The 23655-nt window shown below is 71.8% G+C and carries 18 protein-coding genes; 8 read left to right on the top strand and 10 right to left on the bottom strand.

What is annotated here, in order from left to right; all coding sequences use genetic code 11:
* The first annotated feature begins 58 nt into the window (after positions 1-58).
* Positions 59-1192 carry an allantoicase gene (gene alc, locus ACGFZF_RS04330; RefSeq protein ID WP_393550966.1) on the top strand — a complete coding sequence of 378 codons (1134 nt, stop codon included), beginning with the start codon at positions 59-61 and terminating at the stop codon, positions 1190-1192.
* A 115-nt stretch (positions 1193-1307) separates the two neighbouring features.
* Here alc and pepN (ACGFZF_RS04325) read toward each other — a convergent pair whose 3' ends face one another.
* Complete coding sequence (pepN, locus tag ACGFZF_RS04325; RefSeq protein WP_393550965.1) at positions 1308-3890, bottom strand: aminopeptidase N; 2583 nt, start codon at positions 3888-3890, stop codon at positions 1308-1310.
* 52 nt (positions 3891-3942) lie between these two features.
* Positions 3943-5184, bottom strand: coding sequence for a TerD family protein (locus ACGFZF_RS04320; protein ID WP_393550964.1), 1242 nt, complete (start codon positions 5182-5184; stop codon positions 3943-3945).
* A gap of 90 nt (positions 5185-5274) precedes the next feature.
* On the opposite strand from ACGFZF_RS04320, the gene ACGFZF_RS04315 reads away from it, so the two are divergent.
* On the top strand, positions 5275-5772 hold the full coding sequence (locus ACGFZF_RS04315) for a DUF1203 domain-containing protein (protein WP_393550963.1): 498 nt from the start codon (positions 5275-5277) through the stop codon (positions 5770-5772).
* On the opposite strand, the gene ACGFZF_RS04310 is transcribed toward ACGFZF_RS04315, so the two are convergent.
* The 3 genes from ACGFZF_RS04310 to ACGFZF_RS04300 all read right to left on the bottom strand — a co-directional run bounded on the left by ACGFZF_RS04310 (position 5759) and on the right by ACGFZF_RS04300 (position 11029).
* Positions 5759-6778: an aspartate-semialdehyde dehydrogenase gene (locus tag ACGFZF_RS04310; protein ID WP_393550962.1), complete on the bottom strand. Its 1020-nt coding sequence runs from the start codon at positions 6776-6778 to the stop codon at positions 5759-5761. The genes ACGFZF_RS04315 and ACGFZF_RS04310 overlap by 14 nt on opposite strands.
* A 191-nt stretch (positions 6779-6969) precedes the next feature.
* Positions 6970-10287: a S8 family serine peptidase gene (locus ACGFZF_RS04305; RefSeq protein WP_393550961.1), complete on the bottom strand. Its 3318-nt coding sequence runs from the start codon at positions 10285-10287 to the stop codon at positions 6970-6972.
* A gap of 199 nt (positions 10288-10486) precedes the next feature.
* Positions 10487-11029 (bottom strand): CGNR zinc finger domain-containing protein, encoded by a 543-nt coding sequence (locus tag ACGFZF_RS04300; protein ID WP_393550960.1) that lies wholly within the window; start codon positions 11027-11029, stop codon positions 10487-10489.
* A gap of 131 nt (positions 11030-11160) precedes the next feature.
* On the opposite strand from ACGFZF_RS04300, the gene ACGFZF_RS04295 reads away from it, so the two are divergent.
* From ACGFZF_RS04295 to ACGFZF_RS04275, 5 genes are all read left to right on the top strand, one after another.
* Positions 11161-11616 (top strand): VOC family protein, encoded by a 456-nt coding sequence (locus ACGFZF_RS04295; protein ID WP_393550959.1) that lies wholly within the window; start codon positions 11161-11163, stop codon positions 11614-11616.
* A 111-nt stretch (positions 11617-11727) separates the two neighbouring features.
* Positions 11728-12606, top strand: a complete 879-nt coding sequence (locus ACGFZF_RS04290) for a pyridoxamine 5'-phosphate oxidase family protein (RefSeq protein ID WP_393551014.1) — start codon at positions 11728-11730, stop codon at positions 12604-12606.
* Between the two features lie 72 nt (positions 12607-12678).
* Positions 12679-13173: an HPP family protein gene (locus ACGFZF_RS04285; protein ID WP_393550958.1), complete on the top strand. Its 495-nt coding sequence runs from the start codon at positions 12679-12681 to the stop codon at positions 13171-13173.
* Positions 13174-13241: 68 nt separating this feature from the next.
* A complete protein-coding gene (locus ACGFZF_RS04280; protein WP_393550957.1) occupies positions 13242-13709 on the top strand; it encodes an NUDIX hydrolase in 468 nt (155 codons plus the stop codon).
* Between the two features lie 94 nt (positions 13710-13803).
* Complete coding sequence (locus tag ACGFZF_RS04275; protein WP_393550956.1) at positions 13804-14955, top strand: serine hydrolase domain-containing protein; 1152 nt, start codon at positions 13804-13806, stop codon at positions 14953-14955.
* A gap of 3 nt (positions 14956-14958) precedes the next feature.
* On the opposite strand, the gene ACGFZF_RS04270 is transcribed toward ACGFZF_RS04275, so the two are convergent.
* Together ACGFZF_RS04270 and pepN (ACGFZF_RS04265) are read right to left on the bottom strand one after the other, a co-directional pair.
* Positions 14959-15960: a hypothetical protein gene (locus ACGFZF_RS04270; protein ID WP_393550955.1), complete on the bottom strand. Its 1002-nt coding sequence runs from the start codon at positions 15958-15960 to the stop codon at positions 14959-14961.
* A 184-nt stretch (positions 15961-16144) separates the two neighbouring features.
* The gene (pepN, locus tag ACGFZF_RS04265) at positions 16145-18694 is read right to left on the bottom strand and encodes an aminopeptidase N (RefSeq protein WP_393550954.1); all 2550 of its coding nucleotides are present in this window, start codon (positions 18692-18694) and stop codon (positions 16145-16147) included.
* A 147-nt stretch (positions 18695-18841) separates the two neighbouring features.
* Here pepN (ACGFZF_RS04265) and ACGFZF_RS04260 point away from each other — a divergent pair, with 147 nt between their 5' ends.
* Positions 18842-19477: a DsbA family protein gene (locus ACGFZF_RS04260; protein WP_147978035.1), complete on the top strand. Its 636-nt coding sequence runs from the start codon at positions 18842-18844 to the stop codon at positions 19475-19477.
* A 138-nt stretch (positions 19478-19615) separates the two neighbouring features.
* On the opposite strand, the gene ACGFZF_RS04255 is transcribed toward ACGFZF_RS04260, so the two are convergent.
* The 3 genes from ACGFZF_RS04255 to ACGFZF_RS04245 form a co-directional block, all read right to left on the bottom strand.
* Complete coding sequence (locus tag ACGFZF_RS04255) at positions 19616-20260, bottom strand: superoxide dismutase (protein WP_393550953.1); 645 nt, start codon at positions 20258-20260, stop codon at positions 19616-19618.
* A gap of 188 nt (positions 20261-20448) precedes the next feature.
* Positions 20449-21861 (bottom strand): amino acid permease, encoded by a 1413-nt coding sequence (locus ACGFZF_RS04250; RefSeq protein ID WP_393550952.1) that lies wholly within the window; start codon positions 21859-21861, stop codon positions 20449-20451.
* A gap of 114 nt (positions 21862-21975) precedes the next feature.
* The gene (locus ACGFZF_RS04245) at positions 21976-23382 is read right to left on the bottom strand and encodes an amino acid permease (protein WP_393550951.1); all 1407 of its coding nucleotides are present in this window, start codon (positions 23380-23382) and stop codon (positions 21976-21978) included.
* Positions 23383-23655: the final 273 nt, after the last annotated feature.

Here is a 23655-nt window from a genome sequence, read left to right as displayed (position 1 = left end):
AAGGATCGTCGAAAACATTCGATGGACCCAGGCCGGACGGGCCGGGCAGAGTCGGGGCATGACCTTCGAGACGAGCCCGGAACAGGATCCGCACGCCAACGACGCCGCCCCCTACGGCGGAGGCGACCCGTACGCCGACTACCGCACCGGTGACTTCCCCTTCACCGAACTCGTCGACCTGGCCGACCGCCGGCTCGGCGCCGGAGTGATCGCCGCGAACGACGAGTTCTTCGCCGAGCGCGAGAACCTCCTGGTCCGGGAGCGCGCCGTCTTCGACCCGGAGCGCTTCGGCCACAAGGGCAAGATCATGGACGGCTGGGAGACCCGCCGCCGCCGCGGCACCGGCTCCGGGGACGTCTTCCCCGCCCCCGAGGACCACGACTGGGCGATCGTCCGCCTCGGCGCCCCCGGCGTCATCCGGGGCATCGTCGTCGACACCGCCCACTTCCGCGGCAACTACCCGCAGCGGGTCAGCGTCCAGGCCACCTCGGTCGAGGGAACCCCGAGCCCCGAGCGGCTGCTCGCCGACGACGTGAAGTGGGAGGAGATCGTCCCGCCCATCCCCGTCCGCGGCCACGCCGCCAACGGCTTCACCGTCACCTCCGAGCGACGCTGGACCCACGTCCGCCTCTGCCAGCACCCCGACGGCGGCATCGCCCGCCTCCGCGTCCACGGCGAGGTCGTGCCCGACCCCGCGTGGCTGGAGCTGCTCGGCACGATCGACCTGCTCTCCGTGCTCAACGGAGGCGTCTACGAGGACGCGTCGGACCGGTTCTACTCCTCGCCGACCCAGATCATCCTGCCCGGCACCTCCCGCAAGATGGACGACGGCTGGGAGAACCGCCGCCGCCGGGTCCGCGGCACCAACGACTGGGTCCGCTTTCGGCTCGCCGCCCAGGGAGCCGTCCGGGCCGTGGAGATCGACACCGCCTACCTCAAGGGCAACGCGGCGGGCTGGATCGCCCTCCAGGGACGCAACGGCGAGACGGGCGAGTGGTTCGAGATCATCCCGCGGACCCGACTCCAGCCCGACACCCCGCACCGCTTCGAGCTCGCCGCGCGGGCGGTCGTCACCCACGTCCGGCTCGACGCCTTCCCCGACGGCGGCGTCGCCCGGATGCGCCTGCACGGCACCCTCACCGAACAGGGCGTCACGGCCCTGCGCCGCCGCCACGAGGAGCTCGGCGGCTGACCTGCCTCCGCCCGGCGGAGCGGCCGCGCGCCGACGCCTGCCCGCCGGGCGGACCTCAGCACGACGAAGGGGCACCTCCACCGGGGAGGTGCCCCTTCGCCGTTCACCTGACGGGTCAGGCCGCGGCGGCGTCCGCCGCCTGCGCCTTGAGCGCGCGCTCCACGCCCGCGCGGGACTCGGTCACCATGCGCCGCAGCGCCGGAGCCGGGTCGTTCGCCGCGATCCAGGCGTCCGTCGCGTCCAGGGTCTCCTGCGAGACCTGGAGCGTCGGGTAGAGGCCCACCACGATCTGCTGGATCATCTCGTGGCTGCGGGTCTCCGAGACGCCCTTGATCGACGCGAAGTACTTCGCCGTGTACGGGGCCAGCAGCTCGCGCTGGTCGGTCTGGACGAAGCCGCCGATCACCGCCTCCTGCACCGCGTTCGCGAGCTTGTCGGACTCCACGACCGAGGCCCATGCCTCCGCCTTGGCCGCCTCGGTCGGGCGCGCCGCCCGCGCGGTGGCCGCGTGGCGCTCGCCCGCCGCCGTCCGGTCGCGCTCCAGCTCGGCCGCGATCTCCGTCTCGTCGTAGACGCCGGTCGCCGCCAGCCGCTGAACGAAGGCCCAGCGCAGCTCCGTGTCCACCGCGAGGCCCTCGATGGACTCGCGGCCCTCCAGCAGCGCGGACAGCAGGTCCAGCTGCTGCGGGGTGCGGGCGGTGGCCGCGAACGCGCGCGCCCACGCCAGCTGGTGGTCGCCGGCCGGCTCGGCCGCGCGCAGGTGCGCCAGCGTCGCGTCCGTCCAGCGGGTCAGCCCCGTCTCACGCCACTCCGGCGCCGCGTACAGCTCCAGGGCCGCCTTCACCTGGCCCTGGAGCGACTGCACCACGCCGATGTCGGACTCCTTGGCGATGCCGGAGAGCACCAGCTCCAGGTAGTCCCGGGTGGCCAGTTCGCCGTCGCGGGTCATGTCCCAGGCCGAGGCCCAGCACAGCGCCCGCGGCAGCGACTCGGCGAAGTCGCCCAGGTGCGCGGTGACGTTCTTCAGCGACACCTCGTCGAGCCGGACCTTGGCGTAGGACAGGTCGTCGTCGTTGAGCAGGACGACCGCCGGGCGGGCCTTGCCCTCCAGCTGCGCGACCGCGGTCGACTCGGCGGCCCGGACGTCCAGCTCGACGCGCTCGGTGCGGACCAGCTTGCCGGCCTCGTCGAGGTCGTAGAAGCCGATCGCGATCCGGTGCGGACGCAGGATCGACTCGCCCTTGGCCCCGGCGGGCAGCGCCGGCGCCTCCTGCCGGACGGCGAAGGAGGTGATGACCCCGTTCGCGTCGGTCTCGATCTCCGGACGCAGGATGTTGATGCCGGCCGTCTCCAGCCACGCCTTCGACCAGGTCCGCAGGTCACGGCCGCTGGTCTTCTCCAGCGCGTCGAGCAGGTCGGACAGTCGGGTGTTCCCGAAGGCGTGCGCCTTGAAGTACGCCTGGACGCCCTTGAAGAACTCGTCCTGGCCGACGTACGCCACGAGCTGCTTGAGGACCGAGGCGCCCTTGGCGTAGGTGATGCCGTCGAAGTTGACCTGCACGTCCTCCAGGTCGTTGATCTCCGCCATGATCGGGTGCGTGGACGGCAGCTGGTCCTGGCGGTAGGCCCAGGTCTTCTCCGCGTTGGCGAAGGTCGTCCAGGCGTTCGGCCAGCGGGTGCCCGGCACGGAGGCCTGGCAGGCGACCGAGGTGAAGGTGGCGAACGACTCGTTCAGCCACAGGTCGTTCCACCACTCCATGGTCACGAGGTCGCCGAACCACATGTGGGCGAGCTCGTGCAGGATCGTCTCGGCCCGGCGCTCGTACGCCGCGTCCGTCACCTTCGAGCGGAAGACGTACTGGTCGCGGATGGTGACCGCGCCCGCGTTCTCCATCGCGCCCGCGTTGAACTCCGGCACGAAGAGCTGGTCGTACTTCGCGAAGGGGTAGTCGTAGTCGAACTTCTCCTGGAACCAGTCGAAGCCCTGACGCGTGACGTCGAAGATGTGGTCCGCGTCCAGGAACTCGGCCAGCGAAGGACGGCAGTAGATGCCGAGCGGGACGGTCTGCCCGTCCTTCTCGTACGAGGAGTGGACCGAGTGGTACGGGCCGACGATCAGGGCCGTGATGTAGGTCGAGATGCGCGGGGTCGGCTCGAAGCGCCAGACCGTCGCGTCGGGGCCCTCGGGCTCGGGCGTCGGCGAGTTGGAGATCACCGACCAGCCCTGCGGGGCCTTCACGGTGAACCGGAAGGTCGCCTTCAGGTCGGGCTGCTCGAACGCGGCGAACACGCGGCGCGCGTCCGGGACCTCGAACTGGGTGTACAGATAGGCCTGGTCGTCGACCGGGTCGACGAAGCGGTGCAGGCCCTCGCCGGTGTTGGTGTACGCGCAGTCGGCGACGACCTTCAGCTCGTTCGGCCCCTCCTTGAGATGGGCCAGGGCGATCCGCGAGTCACGGAAGACGGCGGCCACGTCGAGCGCGTGACCGTTGAGCACCGCCTCGTGGACGGCGGGGGCGACGAGATCGATGAAGGTCTCCGCACCAGCCTCGGCGGAATTGAAGCGGACGGTGGTGACGGACCGGTAGGTGCCGCCCTCCTGCGCACCGGTGAGGTCGAGGTCGACCTCGTACGCGTCCACGGTCAGCAGCTTCGCCCGCTGCTGCGCCTCTTCACGGGTCAGGTTTGTGCCAGGCACCCGGTCAACTCCTCGGTTTCGTGACGTTTGGGCCATCCTTCCACGGCGCGCGTCAGCGGCGCACGGCACATTTCCAAGGCCCGTCGCCGCTGATCCGCAGCAGGCCGGGACCGGGCACGCGGGCGCTCACCCGGACCTCGCCGATCTCGTTCACCAGCAGGTCCCGGTCCTCCGCGTCGTACTCGGGCTCACGCGGCGGAGTGTGCCGGTGGACCGTGAAGTGGGACGCTCCGTGGTGCAGGAAGTCGAGGACGCCCGGCGGCCCGTCGTAGATCACGAGGTCGTGCGCCGTGCCCTCGATGTGGCTGTCGAAGCGGCGGGCGTGGGTGAGCGGAAGCACCCGCAGCGTCCAGGGCGTGTCGGCCTCCACCCGCAGCACCAGCGGCCGGCCGTGGGGGACCGGGGCGACGGTGCGCGCCCGGACGTCGTCCTCGTAGGCCGTCAGCAGGTAGTCCTCGGCCCTGCCGTGCTCGTCGCAGGACTCGATGGTGGTGGAGATCGAGTGGTACGACTCGATCTCCAGGAGCGCCCAGCCCGGCGGCAGCGCGGGGTCGCAGCGCACGGTCTCCTTGCCGCGGCCCTGGTGGACGGACGGCCGGAAGTCGGTGGCGAAGGGGTCGGCCGTCCCGGGATGCCCTGCGGGCACCTCGTACCCGGGTGCGGGACCGTACGGCGGGAACCCCTGGCCCGCCGGCGCGGGACGCCCGTACCCCGCCGGGGCCGGCGGCACGTAGCCGGGACCCGGGATCGGCGGAGGGGGGCTCTCCACCACGATGCCGAAGTACGTCGCCAGACCCGCGAGCCCCGAGGCGTGGCCCTGGCCCACCGCACGGAACCGCCAGCCGCCCTGCCGGCGGTGGAACTCCCCGAAGACGAACGCCGTCTCCGTCGTCGCGTCCTCGATCGCGAACCAGGCCGCCTCCCCGCCCTCCAGGTCCACGACCCTGATGTCCAGCGAGGGGAGCCGGCCGAAGGGGCCGCCGTCCGCCGAGGCCGCGATCACCACCCGCTCGACGCCCGGCTCGACCCGCGCGAGGTCCAGCCACAGCCAGTCGGCAGCCGCGGAACCCGGCGCCCCGGGCGCCGATCTGCCCAGATGCCGCACGGCCCCCGACGGGTGCTCGCCGTGGTTGTAGAAGACGAGGTCCGCGTCCCCCCGCACCCGGCCGCCCGCGTCCAGGAGCAGCGCGGAGACGTCCACGTCGGGCACTCCCGGTCCGGTCCGCCAGGCGACCGCGACCTGGAGCGCCTGCGTGGGAACCGCGACGTCGGCGCCCTTCGGTATCTGGGTCATGGTCGGATCCTGTCACCGGAAGGCCCGGCTTCGAACGCGTTGTCCGAATTCCGCCAGCGGCTGATTCCCCACCCGCGTGAAGCTGGTCCCATGACCGCCTACGCCCCGCGGGCCATCGAGCCCGCCGCACTCGCCGAACTCCGCGTCACCGACGACGCGGGCCGCCCCTGCCGTCCGTTCGCCGACCCGGAGGGCGACGCCCCGCTGCGCTGCTGCCTGCGCCCCTCCCGCACGGGCGAGCGCATCGCCCTCGTCTCGTACGCCCCGCTGCGCCGCTGGGCGGCCCGGACCGGTGCCGAGCCCGGCGCCTACGACGAGCAGGGGCCCGTCTTCCTGCACGCCGAGGAGTGCGAGGGGCCCCGCGAGACCGGCGGCTACCCCTTCGCCCGCCCCGGCGCGCTGCGCACCCTGCGCCGCTACGGAACCGACGGCCACATCGCAGGTGGCCGCCTCCTGGAGATCCCGGAGACGGCCACCGAAGCCTTCGACGAGGCGCTGGCGGAAGCCTTCGCCGACCCGGAGGTGGCCCTGGTGCACGTCAGGGCCGTCGAGTACGGCTGCTTCCAGTACGAGGTCAGGCGCCCGTGAGCTCCTGCGCCACCAGCTCCGCGATCTGCACCGCGTTCAGCGCGGCACCCTTGCGGAGGTTGTCGTTGGAGAGGAACAGCGCGAGACCGTGCTCGACGGTCTCGTCGACGCGGATGCGGCCCACGTAGGAGGCGTCCTTGCCGGCCGCCTGCAGCGGGGTCGGGATCTCGGAGAGCTCGACGCCCTCCGCGTCCTTCAGCAGCTCGTAGGCGCGCTCGACGCTGACCGGGCGCTCGAAGCGGGCGTTGACCTGGAGCGAGTGGCCGGAGAAGACCGGGACGCGCACGCAGGTGCCGGAGACCTTCAGCTCGGGGATCTCCAGGATCTTGCGGGACTCGTGGCGGAGCTTCTGCTCCTCGTCGGTCTCGAAGCTGCCGTCGTCGACGATCGAGCCGGCGAGCGGGACGACGTTGAAGGCGATCGGACGCTTGTAGACGCCCGGCTCGGGGAACTCCACGGCCTCGCCGTCGAAGGCGAGCCGGTCCGCGTTCTCGGCCACCGCGCACGCCTGGGTGCGCAGCTCGGCGACGCCGGCCACGCCCGAGCCGGAGACGGCCTGGTACGTGGTGGCGACGAGCGCGGTCAGGCCGGCCTCCTGGTGGAGCGGCTTGAGAACGGGCATCGCGGCCATCGTGGTGCAGTTCGGGTTGGCGATGATCCCCTTGGGGCGGTCCTTGACCGCGTGCGGGTTGACCTCGGAGACGACCAGCGGGACCTCGGGGTCGCGGCGCCAGGCGGAGGAGTTGTCGATCACGACGGCGCCCTGGGCGGCGACCTTCTCGGCGAGCGCCTTGGAGGTGGCGCCACCGGCGGAGAAGAGCACGATGTCCAGGCCCGTGTAGTCCGCGGTGGCCGCGTCCTCCACCGTGACCCCGTCGACGACCGAGCCCGCGGAACGGGCCGAGGCGAAGAGCCGCAGCTCGTCCACCGGGAAGTTCCGCTCGGCCAGGATCCTGCGCATGACTGTGCCGACCTGACCGGTGGCTCCGACGATTCCGACCTTCACGGGGACTCCTCCGTACGTACGTGCAGGGTGCTGCCTGTCCATGATGCGTGTGCTCCGGGGCGGCTTGTCCAATCCATTGTCCAAGGGTCGGGACACGGACCGGACGCGGGCCGGGACGTGCGGAGGGCGGACGCCGGGTTCCGGCGCCCGCCCCCTGTGTGATCAGCGGTACGGCGTGGGTGCTGCGGGTGTTACGGCGTGACCTTGCCGATCACGACGCTGCCCGAGCCCGCGACCGTGCCGCGCGCGTTCACGAGCTGGACCTCGCCGAAGAACTGCCGGCCCTCGGGCGCGGCACCGGCGACCAGCACCTCGGCGCCGACCGTGGCGCTCGCGCCGTTGGCCAGCGTGACCGTCTTGGCGGGGTCGACCTGCACGCTGCCGAGCGAGGCCGAGTAGTACACGTCCTTGTAGTCGAAGGTCGTGCCACCCTGCGCCTGGACCGAGTACCCGTCGATGACGATGGTGTACGTGCCCGGGGCCGGCTTGACGAGCGAGACGGCCTCCTCCGAGTCGCCGTCCGCCGACTGGCCGACCTGCTTGCCGTCCAGCAGGACGGTCAGGTCGAGGTCGGCGGCCTTGTCGGAGGTGTTGCCGATGGCCACGTCCAGCCGCTCCACACCCTCACCGATGGTGACGGTCTTCGTCTGCTGCTCGTGGTGCTGGATGGTCGGGGTCTCGACCTTGGCCGAGCCCAGCGGGCCGCCCTTCAGCTTGCCGTCGATGGCGGCGAACTTGTTGGTGACCGTCCACTCGACGGCGGCCGGCGTACCGACCTTCGCCTCGGCGACCGTCTGGACGGCCGGGTCGAAGTCGGCGCCGAGCACCTGGACGTCCAGCTTGTACGGGTTGTCCAGGTCGGGCGAGGTGCGGCGCGCCTCGACCTCGATCTCCCAGACGCCCGGCGTCGGGTTGGCGTACGCACGCAGGTCCGGACGGCAGGTGTTGGCCGGGTTGTAGTGCGGGTAGCACACGTTGGACGCGGTGGACTCGATGGCCACGCCGTACGGGTGGATCGCGATGAACCGGGTCTGGCTCTGCGCCTTCAGGCCGCCGAGGGCGACCTCGAGGGTCTTGGCGCCCTCCGGCACGTTCACGAAGTACGACTTGTGGCTGTTGCGCTGGACCGAGCCGGTGCCGGTGAAGCCGAAGCCCGGGGCGGCGAGGTCGCTCGCGACGACGACGGTCGACAGGATCTGCTTGTCGACGCCCTCGGTGCGCTCGTCGTCGGCCTCCAGGATGACGCTGTGCACGCCGGCCGTGGTGGGCCGGGCCTGGATCTTGACGGTGACCGGCTTGTTCAGCGGCAGGTCGATCTCGTCGTCGCCCAGGATCCGGAAGGTCCCGTCGTTGTACTTGAGGTCCAGCTCGTGCTCGATGGTCCGGTTCGGGCCGCTCGTGCGCGTGATGGTGACGTCGTAGACCTTCTTCTGGCCGACCTTGAGGCCGCCCTCGCGGTCGTACACACCGGTGCCGACGTGCGGGGCCGGGAAGATCACGGTGTCGACCGGGGCCTCGACCTTGTAGTCGTGGGCGGTCGCGCCGTCCTTGATCGCGTCCCAGGCGTCGTTGATGTCGATCAGACCCGCGCCCTGCTCGTGCGCCGCGACGCCGGAGATCCGGTGCGCGGTCGAGGTGAGCGCGGTGCGCAGGGTGAGCGGCGAGAGGGCGATGCCCTTCTGCTTCGCGGCGGAGAGCAGCAGCGCGCTCGCGCCCGCGACCTGCGGCGAGGACATCGAGGTGCCGTTGAGCATCCCGTAGCCCGCGGGCAGCGCGTAGCCGGACTCGGGCACGCCGGCGCCGGCCTGCCAGGTCGGGATGGTGTTCACGGCCGAGCCCGGACCGGTGATGGTCGGGGTGAAGCCGCCGTCCTCACGCGGGCCGCGCGAGGAGAAGGGGAACATGGCGTAGGACTTCTCCACGGCCGAGCCGTAGTTGGCGGCCCAGGTCGACTTGGAGATGGCCGCGCCGACCGAGAGGACCTTGTCGGCCAGGCCGGGGTCGCCGATCGTGTTGATGCCGGGGCCCGAGTTGCCGGCCGAGATGACCAGCTGGACGCCGTGCTCGTCGATGAGGCGGGTGTAGAGGCGGGCGCGGACGTTGTCGCCGTCGTTCTGCGCGGGCAGGCCGCCGATCGACATGTTGACGATGTCGACGCCGCGGTTGACGACGAGGTCCGTCATGCCCTCCATGAGGGCGGTGTTGGTGCAGCCGCCGGTCCACGTGCAGGCACGCGAGGAGACGATCTTCGCGCCCGGGGCGGCGCCGTTCATCCGGCCGCCGAAGAGGCCCTTGGCGGCGGTGATGCCGGCGACGTGGGTGCCGTGCGAGGACTCGACGACGCCGATGTTGACGAAGTCGGCCTTCTTGCCCACCCAGGTGCCGCCGAGCGGGTCCATCGCGACGTCCTTGCGGATCTCGACGACGAACGGGGTCTTCTCGACGACCTCGGTGGCCGGGTTGTCGGTACCGAAGTAGCCGACCTGGTAACCGTCCTTGTACGGCTTCATCGGCGCGTTGTCCGTGAAGTCGTTGTTCTGGTCGGTGTCCACGCGGACGGTGCCGGCGGCCGGGTCGTACAGCATGCCGAACAGGTCGGCCGTGTCGCCGTCGCGGTTGATGTCACCGGCCGGGTCGCCGCCCGCGGTGATCGCCTCGTTGAAGCGGCTGAACTGGTAGCTGCCCTCGGGCGCCTTCCAGCTCTGCGACGCGGCGCTGAAGACCGGGCCCGCGACGGGGGTGATCTGGGCGCGCCAGGTGCCGTCGCTCTCGGTCAGCGGGTCGGTGGCGGTGATCCAGTCGACGATCTTGCGCTCGCCGGTCGTGGTCTTCTGCAGCGCCGGGTGACCGAGGTCGACACCGGAGTCGAGGATGCCGATGGTCACGCCGCGGCCGTCGGCCTTGGGGTGGTCCTCGACGAACTCGACCGCACCGGTCTCGTGCGAGGGGTTGTACGGGTTGCGCGCCGGCGTCTTGGCGTTCGGCGCCGGGTACGTCGTGGAGACGGTGGTGCCCTCGACGGCGCCCGTCGTCCCGGAGTCCGGGGTCGGGTCGTCCAGCTTGATCTCGGCCTGGAGGTCGATCGACTGCACCGAGGACAGCTTGGTGGCCGCCTTGATGGCCGCGTCCGCCTTGGCGGTGGGCAGGGTGGCGCGGACGTAGCCGAGCTTGTCGTCCTGCTTGCCGACCGAGGCACCCTGGACGGCGTCGAGCTGTCCCGCGACCTGCTCGGTGGCGCCGGGGGCGGTGGCGACGAGGATGGTGACGTTCTTCGCGCCGGTGGCCTCGGCCTCGGAGAGGCGCTGGGCGTCGGTCGCGCCGAGCTTGTCGGCGGCGTCGGCGGACTTGACCGCGGGAGTGGTCGCCGGGTCCTCGGCGGCCAGGACCGGAGCGGCACCTGCCGCGATCAGCGCGGTCACGAGGCCGGCGGCGGCGGCGATGCGCGCCGCGCGTCTGTGCCCGGGGTTCGAGCGCCCGGGTATGGAGCTCTGAGATTCGGGGGTGGTCATTTACATCCCTGTTTTGTGAAAGAGAGGGTCCGGATTTCGGTACCGGATGACCGCTCACACTTTCGTAAGTGACAGGGGTTTGTGGAGAGTTGCCGGGTGGCGGGATGTGCCGATGGCGTACATCCGCCACCGCGGGACATACGCCATCGGGAATCAACCGCCCGCAAGCGGGGCGTATCGGCCGGGGTATGAGCCCCGACTAGTTGTCCTTTGTACGGGCATAGTGCCGTGAGGCCTTCGCCCGGTTGCCGCAGACGGCCATCGAGCACCAGCGGCGGGTCCCGTTCCGCGAGGTGTCGAAGAAGTGCAGGATGCAGGCCTCGTGCGCACAGGACCGGATGCGGTCGGGGGCGGTGCGCAGCAGGTCGAGGTAGTTCCGGGCGGCGCTCCAGCCGGGCCCCCACGCGGCGTCCGCGAACTCCGCCTCTTCGCCCGGCCCCTCGGCGGTGAGCGTGGCGCGGATGCGTCCGTGTCCGAGGACGGCGTCCACCCGGGCGGTGGCGCCGGGGTCGCCGGGGCGGTCGACCAGGCCGGCGAGGGCGTCACGGGCCGCGACGGTGTGGCGCAGGGTGGCCGCGTCGGCGGCGAAGCGGCCGTCGAGCCCGTTGGCGCGCAGCCAGACGCGCAGTCCCTCCTCGTCCGTGAGCAGGTCCTGGCGCACGCCCTCCAGCATCCACCGGGTGTTGAGCAGGTCGAGCGCGACGGGCTCGCCGGTGAGCGGCCGCGGGTCGGAAACGGTCATCGTCGACGCCTTCCTCGGTGGACTAACCCCTCAAGATTACGTGACCGGTTGCGCCGGGTCGCATCTAACCTCTAAAGTCGTAGAGAGAGGTTAGCCCGCACGGGCTTGCCGTCGATCAGAGGGGAACCGCCATGTCGGCGATCGGCACACTGCGCACCGGCCACATCGGCCTCAACGTGACGGACCTGGAGCGCTCGCTCGGCTTCTACCGGGACGTCCTCGGGTTCGAACCGCTCGCCGAAGGCAAGGAGGAGGGCAGCAGGTTCGCGCTGCTGGGCCAGGGAGGGCAGCTCGTCCTCACCCTCTGGCAGCAGTCGGAGGGCGCGTACGACGCCGGCCGGCCCGGCCTGCACCACCTCGCCTTCGAGGCCGAGTCGATCGAGCAGGTGCGGGCGGCCGAGACCGCGCTCAAGGCGCGCGACGTCTCCTTCGCCTACGAGGGTGTCGTCGCCCACCGTGAAGGGTCGGACTCGGGCGGCATCTTCTTCCACGACCCGGACGGCATCCGGCTGGAGATCTTCACGCCCTCGGGCGCGGAGGGCGCGCAGGCGCCGTCCGGAGCCGCTCCCACCTGCGGCTTCTTCTAGCTCCTGTCCGGGCTGCTGCCCGCCCGGCGCCTGGGCCGGGCCCCACCTCCCGCCCCGTCACCGCCTCCCGGCCCCCGCGGCCGGCTCCGGAAAGGATCTCCCGTGGACCCCGTGAACGCCTTCCACTCCGGCTCCCTCGCCGTGCAGCGGCGCCTCGGCGTCCGCGACCTCGCCGCGCACGTCGGCCGCTCCATCGGCCCCGGCATCCGGCCCGTCGCCGCCGCCTTCCTGGAGGCCCAGCCCATGCTGGTGCTCGGGGCGGCGGACGCCGACGGGCGGGTGTGGAGCACGCTGCTGACCGGCACCCCCGGATTCGTCCGGGCGACGGGCCCGCACACCGTCTCCGTCGCCGGGGGCGTGCCGGACCGCGATCCGCTGGCCGGGGCCGTGACCCCCGCCGGCACCCCGGTCGGCACGATCGCCCTCGACCCGCGCACCCGGCGCAGGATGAGGCTCAACGGGATCGCCCGGCCCAGCCCGCGCGGTCTCGTCGTCGAGGCGGAGCAGGTCTTCTCCAACTGCCCGAAGTACCTGCAGAAGCGGGAGCTGTACGCGCCCGACACCGGCACCCCGGCCGGTGCCGTGCGGCGCGGCGAGGCCCTCGACCCCGACCAGGAACGCCTCGTCCGCGCCGCCGACACCTTCTTCGTCGCCACCACCGCCCCCGACGGTGTCGACGCGAGCCACCGGGGCGGCAACCCCGGGTTCGTCGGCGTCGACTCGCCCACCGAGCTGAGCTGGCAGGACTACCCGGGCAACGCGATGTTCCTGACGCTCGGCAACCTGGAGTCCGACGGCCGGGCCGGCCTGCTCTTCACCGACTGGCGGAACGGCACCACGCTCCAGCTGACCGGCGTCGCGACCACCGCGTACGACCCCGCCGGCCGTACCACGCGGTTCCGCGTCGACCGGGTCGTCGAGACCCCGTCGGCCAGTCCGCTGCGCTGGTCGGCCCCCGAGTACTCCCCGGCCAACCCGCCGCTCTCCTGACCGCGGGCGGCCCGCCCGGCCCCGGCGGCCCGGGCGGCGCCCCCCGCCCCGGGAAGCAGACGAAGGAGCCCCATGACGACCGCCCCCGCACCCCGCCGGCCGCCCGTCCGCCCCCGCCCGCGGGTCGTCGCACTGTCCACGGCGGTCAGCGTCGCCGCGCTGCTCGTCCTCGTCGCCGTCGGCGGCGTCCTCGACGAGCCGCTCCTCATACCGCCCCTGGCCGCCAGCATGGCGCTGGTCGCCGGAGCGCCCGAGCTGCCGCTCGCGCAACCCCGCTCCGTCGTCGGCGGGCAGCTGCTCTCGGCGCTCACGGGCTTCGCCGTGCTCATCGTCGCCGGCCCCGGGCTCTGGGGCGCCGCCGTCGCCGGCGGACTGGCGCTCGGCGTCATGGCGGTCGCCCGCACCCCGCACTCGCCCGCCGCCGCGACGGCCGTCATCGTCGCCCTCCAGGACCCGCCCTTTCCGGCCTTCCTCGGGCTGCTCCTGCTCGCCTCCGTCCTGCTCGTCGCCCTCGGCCTCGCCGGCGCCCGCGCGGCGGGCCGCCCCTATCCGGCCTACTGGTTCTAGGAGTCGACTTCCAGGAGTCGCCCACGCGCGCCCGCCTGGAATGACGGGACAGCCCTTAACCTCGCTCCATGAAGCAGGAGTTGCGGGTGGCGGCCTACGCCGTGTGCGTACGTGACGACGAGATGCTGCTCGCCCGCTGGGTGGACCGCGAGGGCGCCCGGCGATGGACCCTGCCCGGCGGGGGCATGGACCACGGCGAGGAACCGGTCCGGACCGTCGTCCGTGAGGTCGAGGAGGAGACCGGGTACCTCGCCGAACCCACCGCGCTGCTCGGCATCGACTCCATCCGCCGCAGCCGGCTGCGCCGTCTCGCGGGCCCCGGCGACTTCCAGGGCCTCCGGATCGTCTACGAGGTCCGGATCACCGGTGGCGCCCTGCGCCCGGAGACCGGCGGCTCCACCGACCTCGCCGCCTGGCACCCGCTCGCCTCCGTCCCCACCCTCGACCGGGTCGAACTCGTCGACATCGGCCTCCAGTTGTGGCGCGAACGGCCGCCGGTCGGCCGCTCCCGCCTGACCGATCCGGCGAACGGCTGAAACTCGCTCAACCCTCGTGAACCCGATCAACCCGGCCCACCCGCCCACGGGTCCCCCTCCGTGACCGCAGCACGCACACCAGGGGAGCCCGCACATGATCGCCGCACGCACGGCAGCCCGTACCGTCCTCGCCGCCACCGCCGTGGCCGCCCTCACCGCCACCGCGCTGGCCGCACCCGCCGCCGCGGCGGGCTCGGCGGCGGGGCAGGACCACCGCGCCACCCGGGACGCCCTCCGGGCGGCCGTCGCCTCCGGCGTCCCCGGCGCCACCGCCCAGGCCCGCGTCGGCGGTGCGACCTGGACCGGCACGGCCGGCGAACGCGGGGGCAGGGACCACTACCGGGTCGGATCCATCACCAAGACCTTCGTCGCCACCGTCCTGCTCCAGCTCCAGGCCGAGGGCCGCCTCGACCTCGACGACCCGGTCGAGAAGTGGCTGCCCGGCGTCGTCCGGGGCAACGGCCACGACGGCCGGAAGATCACCGTCCGCCAGCTGCTCAACCACACCAGCGGCATCTACAACGTCACCGCCGACCCCGGCTTCCAGGAGAAGGTCTTCGGACCCGCGTTCCTGGAGAACCGCTACGACACGTGGACCCCGCGCGAACTCGTCGCCGTCGCCATGACGCACGCCCCCGACTTCGCGCCCGGCGCGTCCTGGAACTACTCCAACACCAACTTCGTCCTGGCGGGCCTGGTGATCGAGGAGGTCACCGGCCGCCCCTACGGCAAGGAGGTCGAGCGCCGCATCCTGAAGCCGCTCAAGCTGCGCGGCACCAGCGTCCCGGGCACCGACGCGACGATGCCGAAGCCGAGTTCGCGCGCCTACTCGAAGCTCTCCTTCGAACCGGACGCGACCCGGGTCCACGACGTCACCGAACTCAACCCGAGCCTCGCCTACGCCGCGGGCGAGATGATCTCGAACTCCGCCGACCTGCAGACCTTCTACCGCGCCCTGCTCAAGGGCCGGCTGCTGCCGAAGGCGGAGCAGCGCGAGCTCACCCGCACCGTCGCCACCGACCCGCGCCTGCCCGAACTGCGCTACGGCCTCGGGCTGATGCAGACCAAGCTGAGCTGCGGCAAGGAGGTCTGGGGCCACGGCGGCGGCATCCACGGCTCCTCGTCCGAGGCCCAGGTCACCCGGGACGGCGAGCACTCCCTCGCGATGAACTTCAACGCCGACTGGGCCGGCGACAGCGCGACCGTCGTCGAGGCGGAGTTCTGCGGCACGGCCCCGAAGAAGTAGCCCTCAGCGGGGCAGGACGACGACGTAGGCGGCCGGCTGCCGGTCCGTCGCGGCCATCAGCGCCGTGCGGACCACGGTGGCCTGCTGCTCCCGCGCCTCGCGCAGCTTGCGCGGGGTGATGTGGACGACCGTGATGCCGAGCCGCTCCAGGTGCTCGCGCTTGCGGGTGTACTCGGACCGCAGCGCGTCGTCGTCCTGCCGCGGGGCGCGGGTGTCCAGCTCCACCGCGACCGCCTGGTCGGGCCAGTACGCGTCGAGGCCGCCGAGATGCGGCCCGCCGGGCAGCCGGAGGTCCACGTTCCACAGGGGGTCCGGCAGGCCGTGCTCCCGCACCATCGCGTACAGCCGCTCCTCGGCGATCGCCCGCCCCTCGGCGAGCAGCGAGTCCACGGCCTCCACGACGTGCGGCCGGGTCAGCAGCCGGGCCCGGTTCAGCTCCCGGACCACCGCACCGGGTTCGCAGTGGCCGCCGCGCACGGCCTCGGTGAGCAGCCGGCGCACCAGGCCCGGATCGGCCAGGCCGGAGACCGCGTCGGCGAGCGCCCGCGTGACCGGGGCGACCGGCACCCCGGACAGGTACGGCGCCTCGGGCATCTCCTGGGCCCGCACCACCCGGACCCAGCCGGTGGACCGCAGCCGCCGGGTGCGCGGCACCAGCACCTCGATCCGCTCCAGTTCGGCCGGCGAGGAGACGGACGAGAAGCCGTGCAGGGCGAGCGCGGCCTGCCCGGTGATCACGGCGTCCGGCCCCTGCCGCGGCACGGCCCCGCCGCGGCGGGCGTACAGCAGCGCCCCCTCGACCCGGTCCTCGCCGGTCGGGCGGCCCGGGTGCAGCAGGAAGACCCCGGGCAGGAGCCGCTGCCAGCCCCCGCCCGGCCGGCAGTACACGCCGACCTCCGTGCCGGTCACGCCGAGCGACCTCAACTGCGCGGTGGACAGGACACGTCGGGCATCGACCGCCGGCAGGGGGAGCGGGCGGGGGGAGACCGGGGGGTTGTGGTTCATGTCGAGGGTCTTCCGCCGCCCGGGGCCCGGCTAACCGCTGTGACAAGCTCGTCGACATTCCGGGACAAGCCTGTCCTAAAGTACGCGCGTTCGAGTGCCGAAAAGCACCCCGCACACGGACGGCCCCCGGCAGGAGCCGGGGGCCGTCCGTGAGTGCGTGACCTGGGGTCCCGCTCGGCAGCGGCTAGCGCGCCCGACCGTCGCACGCCTGTGCGCGCAGCGCCCGGGCCAGGTCGTCGCGCGCCTCCAGGACCAGCCGTCGAAGCGCCGGAGCGGCCGACTCGTGCGCCGCCAGCCACGCGTCCGTGGCCGCCAGCGTCTCCTCGCTGTCCTGGAGCGACGGGAACAGGCCGCGGACGACGTCCATGCCGATCTGGATCGAACGGTCCGCCCACAGCCGCTCGATCGCCGCGAAGTAGCGCGGCGCGTACGGCGCGATCAGCTCGCGCTGCGAGGGCTGGACGAAGCCCGCGATGGTGGCCTCCACCAGCGCGTTCGACAGCGTGTCCGACTCCACGACCTGCGCCCACGCCTGCGCCTTGACCGCGGCCGAGGGCCGCGCGGCCAGGCACCGGACCTGGTGACGCTTGCCGGTGGCCGTGTCGTCGAGGGCCAGCTCTTCGCCGATCCGGTCCTCGTCGGCCCGGCCGTGCGAGGCCAGCGGCTCCAGGAACGCCCAGCGCAGCTCCTGGTCGACGTCGAGCCCGTCGATCTTCGCCGTGCCGTCGAGCAGCCCCTCCAGCAGCCGGAGGTCCTCGTCGGCCGACGCGGTGGCGGCGAAGAAACGCGCCCAGGTGAGCTGGCTCTCGCTGCCCGGCTCGGCCTGCCGCAGCTCGCGCAGCCCGCCCTCGGCCAGCAGCCGGCCGCCCTCGGCGCGCCAGGCGTGCGCCGCGTAGTGCGTGACGGCGGACCGGGACCAGGCGTGCACCATCTGCAGCACGCCGATGTCGGTCTCGCGGCCCGCGAACTCCAGCGCGATCGCCACGAAGTCCCGGGCCGGCATCAGACCGTCGCGCGTGAGGTTCCACAGTGCCGACCAGCACAGGGCACGGGCCAGCGGGTCCGTGATGTCGCCGAGGTGCGCCCGCAGCGTCTCCAGGGAGCCCTCGTCGAAGCGGATCTTGCAGTAGGTCAGGTCGTCGTCGTTGACCAGGACGAGCGCCGGCCGCTCCTCGCCCGCCAGCTCCTCGACCACCGAGCGGGCGCCGGTGACGTCCGTCTCGACGTGTGCGTACCGCACCAGCGCACCTTCGGGCGACAGCCGGTACAGGCCCACCGCGGCCCGGTGCGGGCGCAGCTCGTCGCCGTCCTGGACGACGGCCAGCTCGGTGATCCGGCCCTCCGCGTCGTACGTCACCTCGGGCGTCAGCGCGTTGACGCCGGAGGTCTGCAGCCAGGAGCGCGCCCACGACCTCATGTCGCGGCCGGAGGTCTCCTCCAGGACCGAGAGCAGGTCGGCCAGGCGCGTGTTGCCGTAGGCGAAGCGCTTGAAGTAGCGGCGCGCGCCCTCCAGGAACGCGTCCCGTCCCGCGTAGGCCACCAGCTGCTTGAGGACCGAGGCGCCCTTGGCGTAGGTGATGCCGTCGAAGTTCAGCTTGGCGTCCTCCAGGTCACGGATGTCGGCCGTGATCGGGTGGGTGGACGGCAGCTGGTCGGCGCGGTAGGCCCACGCCTTGCGGCTGTTGGCGAAGGTCACCCAGCCGTTGGTGAAGCGGGTCGCCTCGGTCAGCGAGAACGAGCCCATGAAGTCGGCGTAGGACTCCTTCAGCCACAGGTCGTCCCACCACACCATGGTGACCAGGTCGCCGAACCACATGTGCGCCATCTCGTGCAGGATGACGTTCGCCCGGCGCTCGTACGCCGCCTGTGTGACCTTGCCCCGGTAGACGTACTCCTCGCGGAACGTCACCATGCCCGGGTTCTCCATCGCGCCGAGGTTGTACTCGGGGACGAAGGCCTGGTCGTACTTCCCGAAGGGGTACGGGTAGTCGAAGTTGTCGTGGAAGAAGTCGAGGCCCTGCTTCGTGATCAGGAAGACGTCGTCCGCGTCGAAGTGCTTGGCCAGGCTCCTGCGGCACATCGCGCCGAGCGGGATCTCCAGCTCGCCGCGCCGGTAGGTGTCCGTCACGTAGTGGTACGGCCCGGCGACGACGCAGGTGACGTACGTCGAGATCGGCGCGGTCTCCGCGAACCGCCACACCCCGTCGTCGGCCCGCTCGCCGGCGCCGTTGCTCCAGACGGTCCAGCCCTCCGGCGCGGTCACCTCGAAGCGGAAGGGCGCCTTGAGGTCCGGCTGCTCGAAGTTCGCGTGGACCCGGCGGGAGTCGGCCGGCTCGTACTGCGTGTAGAGGTAGACCTCGCCGTCCTCGGGGTCGACGAAGCGGTGCATACCCTCGCCGGTCCGGCTGTAGGCGCACTGCGCGTCCACCACCAGCACGTTCTCGTCGGCGAGGGAGTCCAGAGTGATCCGAGCGCCGTCGAAGACGACGGCCGGGTCGAGCGCGCGGCCGTTCAGCTCCACCGAGGTCACGGCGGGGGCGATCAGGTCCACGAAGGTGCCCGAGCCCGTGCCCGTGCGACGGAAGCGGATCGTCGTCACCGAGCGGAAGGTCCGCACGGCGTCGGCGGACTCGCCGACGGCCGAGCGCAGATCGAGGGACACCTCGTACCCGTCGACGGTCAGCAGCTCGGCCCGCTCGCGGGCCTCGTCGCGGGACAGATTCTCTCCGGGCACGGTCACTCCTTCGTGGCTCGTTCGAAACAGCACCGATCCTCCCATGTGCGGCTGTCGGGCGGCACCAGGGGAATGCCCGCGCCGTCCCGTGACGTTGGCTCCCACGGCGCACAGATGTCCATCGCGTATCCGTCCATGAGGAGTGACATGTCCGAGAGCAGGACCACCGCCGACTTCTGGTTCGACCCGCTGTGCCCCTGGGCCTGGATGACCTCGCGGTGGATGCTGGAGGTGGAGAAGGTCCGCCCGGTGGACGTGCGGTGGAAGGTGATGAGCCTGGCCGTCCTCAACGAGAACCGGCTCGACGAGGTCCCGCCGGAGTACCGCGAGATGCTGGAGACCAAGGCATGGGGCCCGGTCCGCGTGGTCGTCGCGGCCCAGCAGCTGCACGGCGACGAGGTCGTCGGCAAGCTCTACACCGCGCTCGGCACCCGCTTCCACAACAACAACGAGGGCCCCACGCGTGAGGCCATAGCCGGCGCGCTCGCCGACGTGGGCCTGCCGGCCGAGCTGGCCGACTACGCCGACAAGGACGTCTACGACACCGAGCTGCGCGCCTCCCACAAGGAGGGCATCGAGAAGGTCGGCCAGGACGTCGGCACGCCGGTCATCTCCGTGCCGGGTGCGGACGGCGACGAGGTCGCCTTCTTCGGTCCGGTCGTCACGCCGACCCCGCGCGGCGAGGCCGCCGCCCGGCTGTGGGACGGCACGCTGCTCGTGGCGGCGACGCCCGGCTTCTACGAGATCAAGCGCACCCGTACCGCGGCGCCCAGCTTCGAGTAGTCCCCGGCCGGCCCTGCCTCGCCGGGGCGCGGCGCATGGAAGAACCCCCGTGATTCACGTCATCACGGGGGTTCTTCGTCATTCCGTCCGCACGCGAAGGCTGAGAAGACGATCACGGGCAGGACGACGGGGGGCCGATCAGAAGGAGATCAGCGGGACGGAGGCCCTGGCCGCCTGGTAGCGCTTGTTCACGTCCTGCCAGTCGACGACCTGCCACATGGCCTCGATGAAGTCCACCTTCTGGTTCTTGTACTGCAGGTAGAAGGCGTGCTCCCAGGCGTCGAAGACGAGGACGGGGACGGAGCCCTGGCCGACGTTGCCCTGGTGGTCGTAGACCTGCTCGACGATCAGCCGGCCGCTGATCGGCTCGTAGGCGAGGACGCCCCAGCCCGAGCCCTGGGTGGTGGCCGACGCCTTGGTCAGCTGGGCCTTGAACTTCGCGAACGAGCCGAAGGACTCGGTGAGCGCGTCGGCGAGCTCGCCGACCCCGTCGGCGGCCAGCGGCTCGCCGCCGCCGCCGTCCTTCGGGCTGTTCATGTTGTTCCAGTAGATGCTGTGCAGGATGTGGCCCGAGAGATGGAACGCGAGGTTCTTCTCCAGGCCGTTGATCGCACCCCACGCGTCCTTCTCGCGTGCCTCCTCCAGCTGCTCCAGGGTGTCGTTCGCACCCTTGACGTAGGCGGCGTGGTGCTTGTCGTGGTGCAGCTCGATGATCTGCGGGTTGATCACCGGCTCCAGCGCCGCGTAGTCGTAGGGCAGTTCCGGAAGTGTGTAGATCGCCATGTGCCGAGCCTCTCGCCTGCTTCTGCTTATTGCAATCTATATGCAGGTGCAGGCTAACAGCAGTAGTGCCACCCCGATGATCGGCCTTTCCGTCCAGGGCTTGTCGATCGGGCCGGATCGGACCTCCGGCATGGCGGAACCCCCGGACCGTGGCGGTCCGGGGGTTCCGTGCGGCAGGGATGCCGGGGTCAGGAGGCGGAGCGATCCGCGGCCCGCTGGCGTACGTAGCCGGCCACCGCGAGCAGCAGGGTCAGCCCGCCCGTCCAGTACAACTGCACGCGCGTGCCCTCCTCGCGGGCCATCAGGAAGAAGATGGCGGCCATGCCGGCCAGCGCCACCCAGGTCAGCGCCGGGTAGGCCCACATCTTCACCACCAGCTTCTCCGGCGCCTCGCGCTCCGTGCGGCGGCGCAGCAGCAGCTGCGAGACGGCGATGAAGAACCAGACGACGAGGATGATCGCGCCGATGGTGTTCAGCAGCCAGACGAAGATGTCGTCGGGACGCCAGTAGCTCAGCAGCACGCAGGCGAAGCCGAAGACCGAGGAGACGAGGACCGCCGGGCGCGGCACCCCGCCGAACTTCCGGCCCAGCGCCTTCGGGCCCTGACCGCGGTCGACCAGCGAGCAGGCCATCCGGGAGGCGCCGTAGACGTTGGCGTTCATCGCCGAGAGCAGGGCGATCAGCACGACCACGTTCATGATCTGACCGGCTGCGGGGATGCCCAGGTGGTCGAGCGTGGCGACGTACGGGCCCTTCTCGACGACCGCCTCGTCGCCCCAGGGGACGAGGGTGACGATGACCGCCATCGAGCCGATGTAGAAGATCGCGATGCGCCACATCGCCGTGCGGACCGCCTTGGCGACGCCCGCCACGGGGTGCTCGGACTCGGCCGCCGCGATGGTGACCGTCTCCAGTCCGCCGTACGCGAAGACCGAGGCGAGCAGACCGACGATCAGACCCTCGGAGCCGTGCGGGAAGAAGCCGCCGTCGCCGGTGAGGTTCGAGGTGCCCGGGGCGTCGGTGCCCGGCAGGACGCCGACGATGGCGAGCACGCCGATGCCGAGGAAGAGGACGATCGCGCCGACCTTGAGGGCGGCGAACCAGAACTCGAACTCGCCGAAGTTCTTCACGGCCGCCAGGTTGGTCACGCAGAACACCAGCATGAAGAGGGCCACCCAGGCCCACTCGGGGGTGCCCGGGAACCAGCCGGTCATGATCTTGGCCGCGCCGATGCCCTCCAGGCCGACCGCCACGCAGAGCAGGAACCAGAAGGACCAGCCCGCCGTGAAGCCGGCCCACGGGCCGATCGCGCGTTCGGCGTGGACGGAGAACGACCCGGAGGCCGGGTTCGCCGCCGACATCTCGCCGAGCATCCGCATCACGAGCATGACGAGCAGGCCGGAGATCGCGTAGGCCACCACGATCGAGGGACCGGCGGCGGCGATGCCGGCACCGGAGCCCACGAAGAGCCCGGCGCCGATCACGCCGCCGAGGGCGATCATCGAGAGATGGCGCTGCTTGAGGCCGTGGGAGAGACCGTTCGGGGAGGTCGCGCCGTCGTCCTTGCGGTCGACGGGCGCGGGCGCGGTGGTCCGTGACATGGGCCGCCCTGTTCGTTGGCTGAGACGGGGGAACCGCCACAGTCTGGGCAGGTGGACCGGTGACAGGGAACAGACGTCCGCTATACGGGCACGACCTTCACACAACGTGAAGGATCATGACCGTTTCGTGCGCAGCTCCCGCACCCAGGCGACCAGCAGTACGGCCCCGGTGGCCGCGCTCGACCACAGCACCTGCGGCCGCGTCCCGTCGTCGGTCAGCATCAGGACCAGCACGGCGGCCATGGCGGCCAGTGCCACCCAGGTCAGCCACGGGAATCCCCACATCCGCAGGGTCGGCGTCTGCGGCGCCTCGCGCTCGATCCTGCGCCGCAGCCGCAGCTGCGAGACCGCGATCAGACCCCAGACGAAGAGCAGGACCGCGCCGACCGCGTTGAGGAGGTAGAGGAAGACCGAGTCCGGCCACTTGAGATTGAGCAGGACGGACACGAACCCGAAGGCCACCGAGGCGAGCACCGCCCGCCGCGGCACCCCGCCGCGCGTCACCTTCAGCAGCCCTCGCGGCCCCTCGCCCCGCTCGGCGAGGGAGAAGACCATCCGGGACGAGCCGTACAGGTTGGCGTTCAGCGCCGACAGCAGCGCCACGAAGACCACGACGTTCATGATCTGGCCCGCCCCCGGCACGCCGATCGAGTCGAGCACGGCGACGTACGGCGACTGCCCCGGGCGCATCGCGGTCCACGGCAGCAGGGTCACGATGACCACCATCGAACCGACGTAGAAGAGCAGGATCCGCCACACCGCGCTGCGCACCGCCCGGGCCACGTTGCGGGCCGGGTCGTCCGACTCGGCGGCGGCGATGGTGACGACCTCCAGGCCGCCGAAGGCGAACACGACCGCGAGGACGCCGGAGACGACGCCCGACCAGCCGTGCGGCAGGAAGCCGCCCTGCCCGGTCAGGTTCGTCAGGCCGACCGGGTCCGTGTCGGGAAGCACGCCGGCGATCGCCAGCGCCCCCAGCACCAGGAAGGCCACGATGGCGCCGACCTTGAGGGCCGCGAACCAGAACTCGAACTCGCCGAAGTTCTTCACGGCGGCGAGGTTGGCCACGGTGAACACCACCATGAACACCAGCACCCAGGCCCACTGCGGCACCCCGGGCGCCCAGCCGTGGGCGATCGTCGCCGCGCCGGTCGCCTCGACCGCCAGCACGACGACCAGCAGGAACCAGTACAGCCAGCCCACCGCGAAGCCCGCCCAGCGGCCGAGGGCCCGCTCCGCGTGTACGGAGAAGGCTCCGGAGGCGGGCATCGCCGCGGCCATCTCGCCCAGCATCCGCATGATCAGCATCGCGAGCGCGCCCGCGATCAGATAGGACAGCACGATGCCGGGCCCGGCGACGGCGATGCCCGCGCCGGAGCCGACGAACAGCCCGGCGCCGATCACCCCGCCCAGCCCCAGCATCGTCAGATGACGTTGCTTCAGGCCATGGGAGAGGGGCTCCGGTTCGGGGCCGAGGGGAGCCGGCGGGGAAGCCGGCGAGGCGGGCGACGTGTCGTGCATGGGGGCTCGTGCTCTCGAAAGCGTTTTATGGAGACCCCACAGTCTCTCGGTCGACCCACCGTTGGCGCAAAAGGGACCTCTCGTCGAGGGTTGCCAGTGACGAGCGTCACGTGGCGCGAGGCCGCGCGACCGGTGTTTGTTTGATCTCCACGAAGGGTCCAACCCGCGCTTTGTGGACGGCTGATGGTGATCGGGCGCTCACTCCTCGACTACGGTCGATCCGTCCGGCCCTCTCCCCGGCCCTTCGGGCAGGGGACCCCCTCGACCTCGCGG

The organism is Streptomyces sp. NPDC048338 (assembly GCF_043201055.1).
Lineage (GTDB): Bacteria > Actinomycetota > Actinomycetes > Streptomycetales > Streptomycetaceae > Streptomyces.
This window is presented reverse-complemented; position numbering and strand designations above follow the sequence as displayed.

What these genes read in the sequence shown, in the direction of transcription:
- alc (WP_393550966.1), top strand. Translation starts at nt 59, where the DNA reads ATGACCTTCGAGACGAGCCCGGAACAGGATCCGCACGCCAACGACGCC.
- ACGFZF_RS04320 (WP_393550964.1), bottom strand. Translation starts at nt 5,184, where the DNA reads ATGACCCAGATACCGAAGGGCGCCGACGTCGCGGTTCCCACGCAGGCG.
- ACGFZF_RS04315 (WP_393550963.1), top strand. Translation starts at nt 5,275, where the DNA reads ATGACCGCCTACGCCCCGCGGGCCATCGAGCCCGCCGCACTCGCCGAA.
- ACGFZF_RS04305 (WP_393550961.1), bottom strand. Translation starts at nt 10,287, where the DNA reads ATGACCACCCCCGAATCTCAGAGCTCCATACCCGGGCGCTCGAACCCC.
- ACGFZF_RS04300 (WP_393550960.1), bottom strand. Translation starts at nt 11,029, where the DNA reads ATGACCGTTTCCGACCCGCGGCCGCTCACCGGCGAGCCCGTCGCGCTC.
- ACGFZF_RS04295 (WP_393550959.1), top strand. Translation starts at nt 11,161, where the DNA reads ATGTCGGCGATCGGCACACTGCGCACCGGCCACATCGGCCTCAACGTG.
- ACGFZF_RS04285 (WP_393550958.1), top strand. Translation starts at nt 12,679, where the DNA reads ATGACGACCGCCCCCGCACCCCGCCGGCCGCCCGTCCGCCCCCGCCCG.
- ACGFZF_RS04280 (WP_393550957.1), top strand. Translation starts at nt 13,242, where the DNA reads ATGAAGCAGGAGTTGCGGGTGGCGGCCTACGCCGTGTGCGTACGTGAC.
- ACGFZF_RS04275 (WP_393550956.1), top strand. Translation starts at nt 13,804, where the DNA reads ATGATCGCCGCACGCACGGCAGCCCGTACCGTCCTCGCCGCCACCGCC.
- ACGFZF_RS04270 (WP_393550955.1), bottom strand. Translation starts at nt 15,960, where the DNA reads ATGAACCACAACCCCCCGGTCTCCCCCCGCCCGCTCCCCCTGCCGGCG.
- ACGFZF_RS04260 (WP_147978035.1), top strand. Translation starts at nt 18,842, where the DNA reads ATGTCCGAGAGCAGGACCACCGCCGACTTCTGGTTCGACCCGCTGTGC.
- ACGFZF_RS04255 (WP_393550953.1), bottom strand. Translation starts at nt 20,260, where the DNA reads ATGGCGATCTACACACTTCCGGAACTGCCCTACGACTACGCGGCGCTG.
- ACGFZF_RS04250 (WP_393550952.1), bottom strand. Translation starts at nt 21,861, where the DNA reads ATGTCACGGACCACCGCGCCCGCGCCCGTCGACCGCAAGGACGACGGC.
- ACGFZF_RS04245 (WP_393550951.1), bottom strand. Translation starts at nt 23,382, where the DNA reads ATGCACGACACGTCGCCCGCCTCGCCGGCTTCCCCGCCGGCTCCCCTC.